The following is a 5,315-nucleotide window of genomic DNA, read 5'->3' on the forward strand; positions in this document are numbered from 1 at the left end:
ACACCAATACCTCCGACCATCATCATTTCTTCTTCGAGGGCACTGGCAACCTCCAGGACATTCCGGGGGAGAGCGTGACCGTCGCGCATTTCCCGACGGCCCCAGCGGGTACGCGGGTGGCGCGGGTGGACGTGATCATCAGGCTGGCGCCCGAGGAAGCCTGAGAGATATCCCAAGCGCGCAAGAAAATTAGTGCGATAGGCCAACAATCAGAAATAAAACATTTTAGAATATTTCTAAATTAATTGACTCTTATTATCCTCCCAGCGCATAAAAGTGACGGAACGGTACCGTAGTGCATCCATACGGACCATATTAATACCGTTTCATAACTGCGGAGGAATCAATGTCACTCTCAGGTAGCAAGACCGAGCAGAATTTGAAGGCTGCATTCGCTGGCGAAAGCCAGGCAAACCGCCGCTATCTGTATTTCGCACAGAAGGCCGACGTCGAAGGCTACAACGATGTCGCCGCCGTGTTCCGCTCGACCGCCGAAGGCGAGACCGGCCACGCCCACGGCCATTTGGAATTCCTGGAAGAAGTCGGCGATCCCGCCACCGGCCTGCCGATCGGCAACACCGAGCTGAACCTGGTTGCCTCCATCGCCGGCGAGACCCACGAATACACCGACATGTATCCGGGCTTCGCGCGGACCGCCCGCGAAGAAGGCTTCGATGAGGTCGCCGACTGGTTCGAGACCCTCGCCAAGGCCGAGAAGTCCCACGCCGGCCGCTTCCAGAAGGCGCTCGACCAGCTCAACTGAGCGCTCCCGTCCGTCCTTCAACAATCAGCCGCGCCGATTAAGGGGCCTGCCGCCGGGGCAGGCCCTTGAGGGGCTCCCGTTACCCGGCGCTTCTGGTGCATAAGCGAGGGCGGTCCGTCATGTCCGAAACCGGTACGATATCCGAAGGCAGCCTGAAGGCTCCCACCCGCCATCCGGTCGATTGGCGGAATCCCGATTTCCACGACGAGGAAAAGCTCGACGCCGAATTGCGCCGGGTCTTCGACCTGTGTCATGGCTGCCGCCGCTGCTTCAACCTGTGCGACAGTTTTCCCCGGCTGTTCGACATGATCGACGCCACCGAATCCGGCGAACTGCATGACGTGAGTTCCGACCGGTTCAAGCCTGTGGTGGACGCCTGCACGCTGTGCGACCTGTGCTTCATGACGAAGTGCCCCTACGTGCCGCCGCACGACTTCGACCTGGATTTCCCGCATCTGATGCTGCGCTACCGCGCGATAGAGCACCGCAAGGGCGGGACGCCGCTGGCGGTGCGCGAACTGACGAAGACCGACCGCAACGGCAGGCTCGCGGCCCTCGCCGCTCCGGTCGCCAATTGGGCATCCGATGCCGGCAACACGCTGACCCGCCCGGTGCTGGAAGCGGTCGCCGGAATCCACCGCGACGCCCACCTGCCGAAGTTCCACGGCAGGACCTTCGCGCTCCGGGCGAAGTCCGACGGACTGACGCCGAACCGCGAGGCGCCTGCCTTCGGACGCAAGGCGGTGCTCTACGCCACCTGCTTCGTCAACTACAACAACCCGCCCATCGGCACCGCCGCCCGCGCCGTGCTGGCCCATAACGGGGTCGAGACGGAAGTCGTCTATCCCGCCTGCTGCGGCATGCCGCAGCTCGAGCAGGGCGATCTGGCCGCCGTCTCGGACCGGGCGGCCGCGGTGGCGGCCGAACTGGCCGGATGGATCGACCGGGGCTACGACGTGATAGCCCTGGTGCCGAGCTGTGCCCTGATGCTGAAGTTCGAATGGCCGCTGATCGTGCCGCAGGACGCGCCGCACCGGGCGGCGGTCGAAAAGCTCGCCAGCCATTCCTTCGACATCAGCCAGTACGTCGTGGACATCGCCCGGAACGCCGGGCTGGCGCCAGGATTGAAGCCGCTGCCCGGCGGCGTCACGCTGCACCTTGCCTGCCATGCCAGGGCTCAGAACATGGGTCCCAAGGCGGCGGAAATGCTGCGGCTGATCCCGGGCGCCGAGGGCAAGGCGCCGGACGTCAAGGTGGTGGAGCGCTGCTCCGGCCATGGCGGTTCGTGGGGTATCATGACGGAAAACTACGAGGTGGCGCTGAAGATCGGCAAGCCGGTGGCAACCCAGGCGCTGAAGCAGGCCAAGGCCTTCGTCGCATCCGAATGCCCGCTCGCCGGCGCCCATATCGCCCAAGGGATGGAGCGGCTGGGCAAGGATGCGCCGCAGCCTCCCGCCGAATTCGAGACTTTGCACCCGATCGAAATCTTCGCCCGCGCCTACGGCCTTGCCGGCTGAGGCTGCCGGCGAGGCTCGGAATTCCCATTGAGGCCAGCCCCATAAAGGCCAGAGAAAGGATTGCTCCATGACGACGGCACCCGCCAGGACCTTACTCAGCCGCGCCGATATCCTGTCCATGGAAGACTATGCCGGGATCAGGGCGGACAAGCGCCGGGAGGTGGTCGCGGTCAAGAAGAACCGCCGGGTATCCGTCGGGCCTTCGGCGACTTTCCATTTCGAGAGCTACGATACCATGTGGCTCCAGATCCACGAGATGCTGCGCATCGAGAAAGGCGGCGAAGAGCAGATCGCCGGCGAACTCCTCGCCTACAACCCGCTGATCCCCAAAGGCGAAGAGCTGGTCGCAACCCTGATGTTCGAGATCGACGACCCGGTCCGGCGGGCCGCTCTGCTGAACCGGCTGGGCGGCGTCGAGAACACGATTAGCCTGCAATTCGACGGTGAGACGGTCAGCGCCGAACCGGAACGGGATGTCGAGCGCACCAGCGAGGCCGGCAAGGCGTCGAGCGTCCACTTCCTTCACTTCACCCTGACGCCCGATCAGATCGCGAAGTTCCGGAAGGAGGGTATGCAGGTGATACTGGGCATCGGGCACGAGCAGTACGGGCATATGGCGATATTGCCGGAAGCGGTCCGTAGCGAGCTGGCCAGGGATTTTCGGCAATCTTCGTAAAGATCCGACCAGTTAAGAAAACGGATCTCTTGCCTTCATTGTGTGCGTTTCCATCGCGAACGGTCGGCCTGAAGGCCGATGCCGCAGGCAGGTCGCCCGTGCGGCCATTTGCCACCCCTTCGCCGGAGGCCGCCGCGATCTCCCTCCGGTGAAACTACTCGAGCGTCTCCGCCGGGTAGACGCCCCAGAACTCAGACTTCTGGAGCCAGCCGCGATAGCCGCCGACATTGACCTCGCACCAGTTGGTCTGGCAGTGCAGCAGCTTGCCGGCGACCCCCGGCTCGACCTTGGCAAGTCCGCCGGCGCTGTCGCCCGCCGATCGCCGCAGGGTGCGGACGTCGCCCAGCACCATGATCGCACGCTTGCCCGACAGCATGCTCTGGTGGACCCAGCCTTCGGTGCCCTCCCAGTCGCGGATGCGCCGCCACGTATCGAACTCGGCCGTGATCTCGACCGGTATGTCGCGTTTCACGAACACCCATTCCACCGGATAGCGGGTGCCGGGACCCGTCCTGACGTTGACCTCGGCCGAGCGCAGCGAGACGAAGCGCGGGACCGGCAGCCCCGTGGGCGGAGCCATGCCGGGGACCGACTCCGATTCCTGGGCTTGGGCGGCCGGCATGCCGGCGAAGGTAGACGGCAGGACGGTCAGGCAAAGGGCGAGAATGCCGATACGGGCGGCAAGGATCATGGACGCGAACTCTGGTCTGGTAAGCCCAACGGAGGGGCTAGTCACTCAATGTGGCAGCGGTATGGCCGATCGGGATCGCCTAATCTATAGCAAGTCCGTTAAGAGGTGGTCACCGTGACAGCGGTGCCGCTGGACAAGATGCCATGGGCCTTGGTATGGCAAGGGGAAGCCGCCAGGGAGATCCGGTACGATGCCCGAGAAGAAAAAGCCCGTCGTAGTCGTCACGCGCAAGCTGCCGGACGTCATCGAGACGCGGATGATGGAGCTGTTCGATACCCGCCTCAATCACGACGACACGCCGCCCGGCCCGTCGGAACTGATCGAGGCCGTCAAGACCGCCGACGTCCTGGTCCCCACCGTGACCGACAGGATCGACGCCCGCCTGCTGTCCCAGGCCGGTCCCAACCTGCGCCTGATCGCCTCGTTCGGCACCGGCGTGGACCACATCGACCTGAAGACCGCGCGCCAGCGCGGCATCACCGTCACCAACACTCCCGGCGTCCTGACGGAGGACACGGCGGATATGACCATGGCGCTGCTGCTCGCCGTGTCGCGCCGCCTGTCGGAGGGCGAGCGGCTGGTCCGCTCCGGCGACTGGAAGGGCTGGGGTCCGACCACGATGCTGGGCCACCGCATCTGGGGCAAGCGCCTGGGCATCGTCGGTCTCGGCCGGATCGGTCAGGCGCTCGCCAAGCGGGCGCGCGGATTCGGCCTGTCGATCCACTACCACAACCGCCGCCGCGTCCATCCGGAGATCGAAGGCGAGCTGGAAGCGACGTATTGGGAAAGCCTGGACCAGATGCTGGCGCGGATGGACATCCTGTCCATCAACTGCCCGCATACCCCGGCGACGTACCATCTGCTGTCGGCCCGCCGGCTCCAGCTTCTCCGGCCGCACTGCTACATCGTCAACACGTCGCGCGGCGAAGTGGTGGACGAGAACGCGCTGACCCGCATGCTCCAGAAGGGCGAGCTGGCCGGCGCCGGACTCGACGTGTTCGAGCACGAGCCCGCCGTCAATCCCAAGCTGCTGACGCTCGACAACGTCGTACTGCTGCCGCACATGGGCTCGGCGACGATCGAAGGCCGAATCGACATGGGCGAGAAGGTCATCATCAACATCAAGACCTTCATCGACGGGCACGCACCGCCGGACCGCGTGCTCGAAGCGATGTTCTGAGGCGCCCTGCCGCCTATGTCAGGGGTGTCCGGCACGCCGGGCACCCGCCTGATCTCCAGGCGTCACGATAGCGGGAGCAGCGGACCATGGACCGGCGCCCTCACAAGACCCTGCGGACCGTTCTGCTGAAAGTGCTGCTGCCGCTGGGCATCGTCGGCGGCAGCGTCGCCGTCCTGATCGTCCTTCACCTCGACGGAACCCTGCGGATGTTCCTGGACCAGCAATCCATGCTCGGCATGATCGCCGTGGTGCTGGTGCTCAACATCGTCGGCTTCACCTTCATCTACATGCTGTCGATGGTCTGGAAATCGGTGAAGCACGACCTTCTGAACTACCGGGACCCATAACCGGCCCGCGGCTGCCCAACTCCAGCCGCCGCCGGTATCAGGCCGCCTGCGTTTCCGCCGCCTGTTTCGCCAGCGTGAAGTGGAAGGTGCTGCCCTTGCCCGGCTCCGAGGTCAGCCAGATCCTGCCGCCGTGGTGTTCCA

General features: G+C 64.7%; 6 protein-coding genes. 5 read left to right on the plus strand and 1 reads right to left on the minus strand.

Annotation, left to right across the window (positions count from 1 at the left end):
* Positions 1-346: 346 nt before the first annotated feature.
* From AC5JJ6_RS26210 to AC5JJ6_RS26220, 3 genes are all read left to right on the plus strand, one after another.
* Complete coding sequence (locus tag AC5JJ6_RS26210) at positions 347-763, plus strand: rubrerythrin family protein (RefSeq protein WP_496044890.1); 417 nt, start codon at positions 347-349, stop codon at positions 761-763.
* 119 nt (positions 764-882) lie between these two features.
* Positions 883-2,280 carry a heterodisulfide reductase-related iron-sulfur binding cluster gene (locus tag AC5JJ6_RS26215; protein ID WP_496044891.1) on the plus strand — a complete coding sequence of 466 codons (1,398 nt, stop codon included), beginning with the start codon at positions 883-885 and terminating at the stop codon, positions 2,278-2,280.
* Between the two features lie 67 nt (positions 2,281-2,347).
* On the plus strand, positions 2,348-2,956 hold the full coding sequence (locus tag AC5JJ6_RS26220; protein ID WP_496044892.1) for a DUF3501 family protein: 609 nt from the start codon (positions 2,348-2,350) through the stop codon (positions 2,954-2,956).
* A gap of 154 nt (positions 2,957-3,110) precedes the next feature.
* Here the strand turns inward: AC5JJ6_RS26220 and AC5JJ6_RS26225 are convergent, their stop codons facing one another.
* Complete coding sequence (locus tag AC5JJ6_RS26225) at positions 3,111-3,647, minus strand: SH3 domain-containing protein (RefSeq protein ID WP_496044893.1); 537 nt, start codon at positions 3,645-3,647, stop codon at positions 3,111-3,113.
* Positions 3,648-3,837: 190 nt separating this feature from the next.
* Between AC5JJ6_RS26225 and AC5JJ6_RS26230 the strand changes: the two genes are divergently transcribed.
* Together AC5JJ6_RS26230 and AC5JJ6_RS26235 are read left to right on the plus strand one after the other, a co-directional pair.
* Positions 3,838-4,827, plus strand: coding sequence for a 2-hydroxyacid dehydrogenase (locus AC5JJ6_RS26230; protein ID WP_044428689.1), 990 nt, complete (start codon positions 3,838-3,840; stop codon positions 4,825-4,827).
* 86 nt (positions 4,828-4,913) lie between these two features.
* Complete coding sequence (locus AC5JJ6_RS26235) at positions 4,914-5,174, plus strand: hypothetical protein (protein WP_496044894.1); 261 nt, start codon at positions 4,914-4,916, stop codon at positions 5,172-5,174.
* Positions 5,175-5,315 lie beyond the last annotated feature (141 nt).

Source organism: Skermanella sp. (assembly GCF_059503625.1).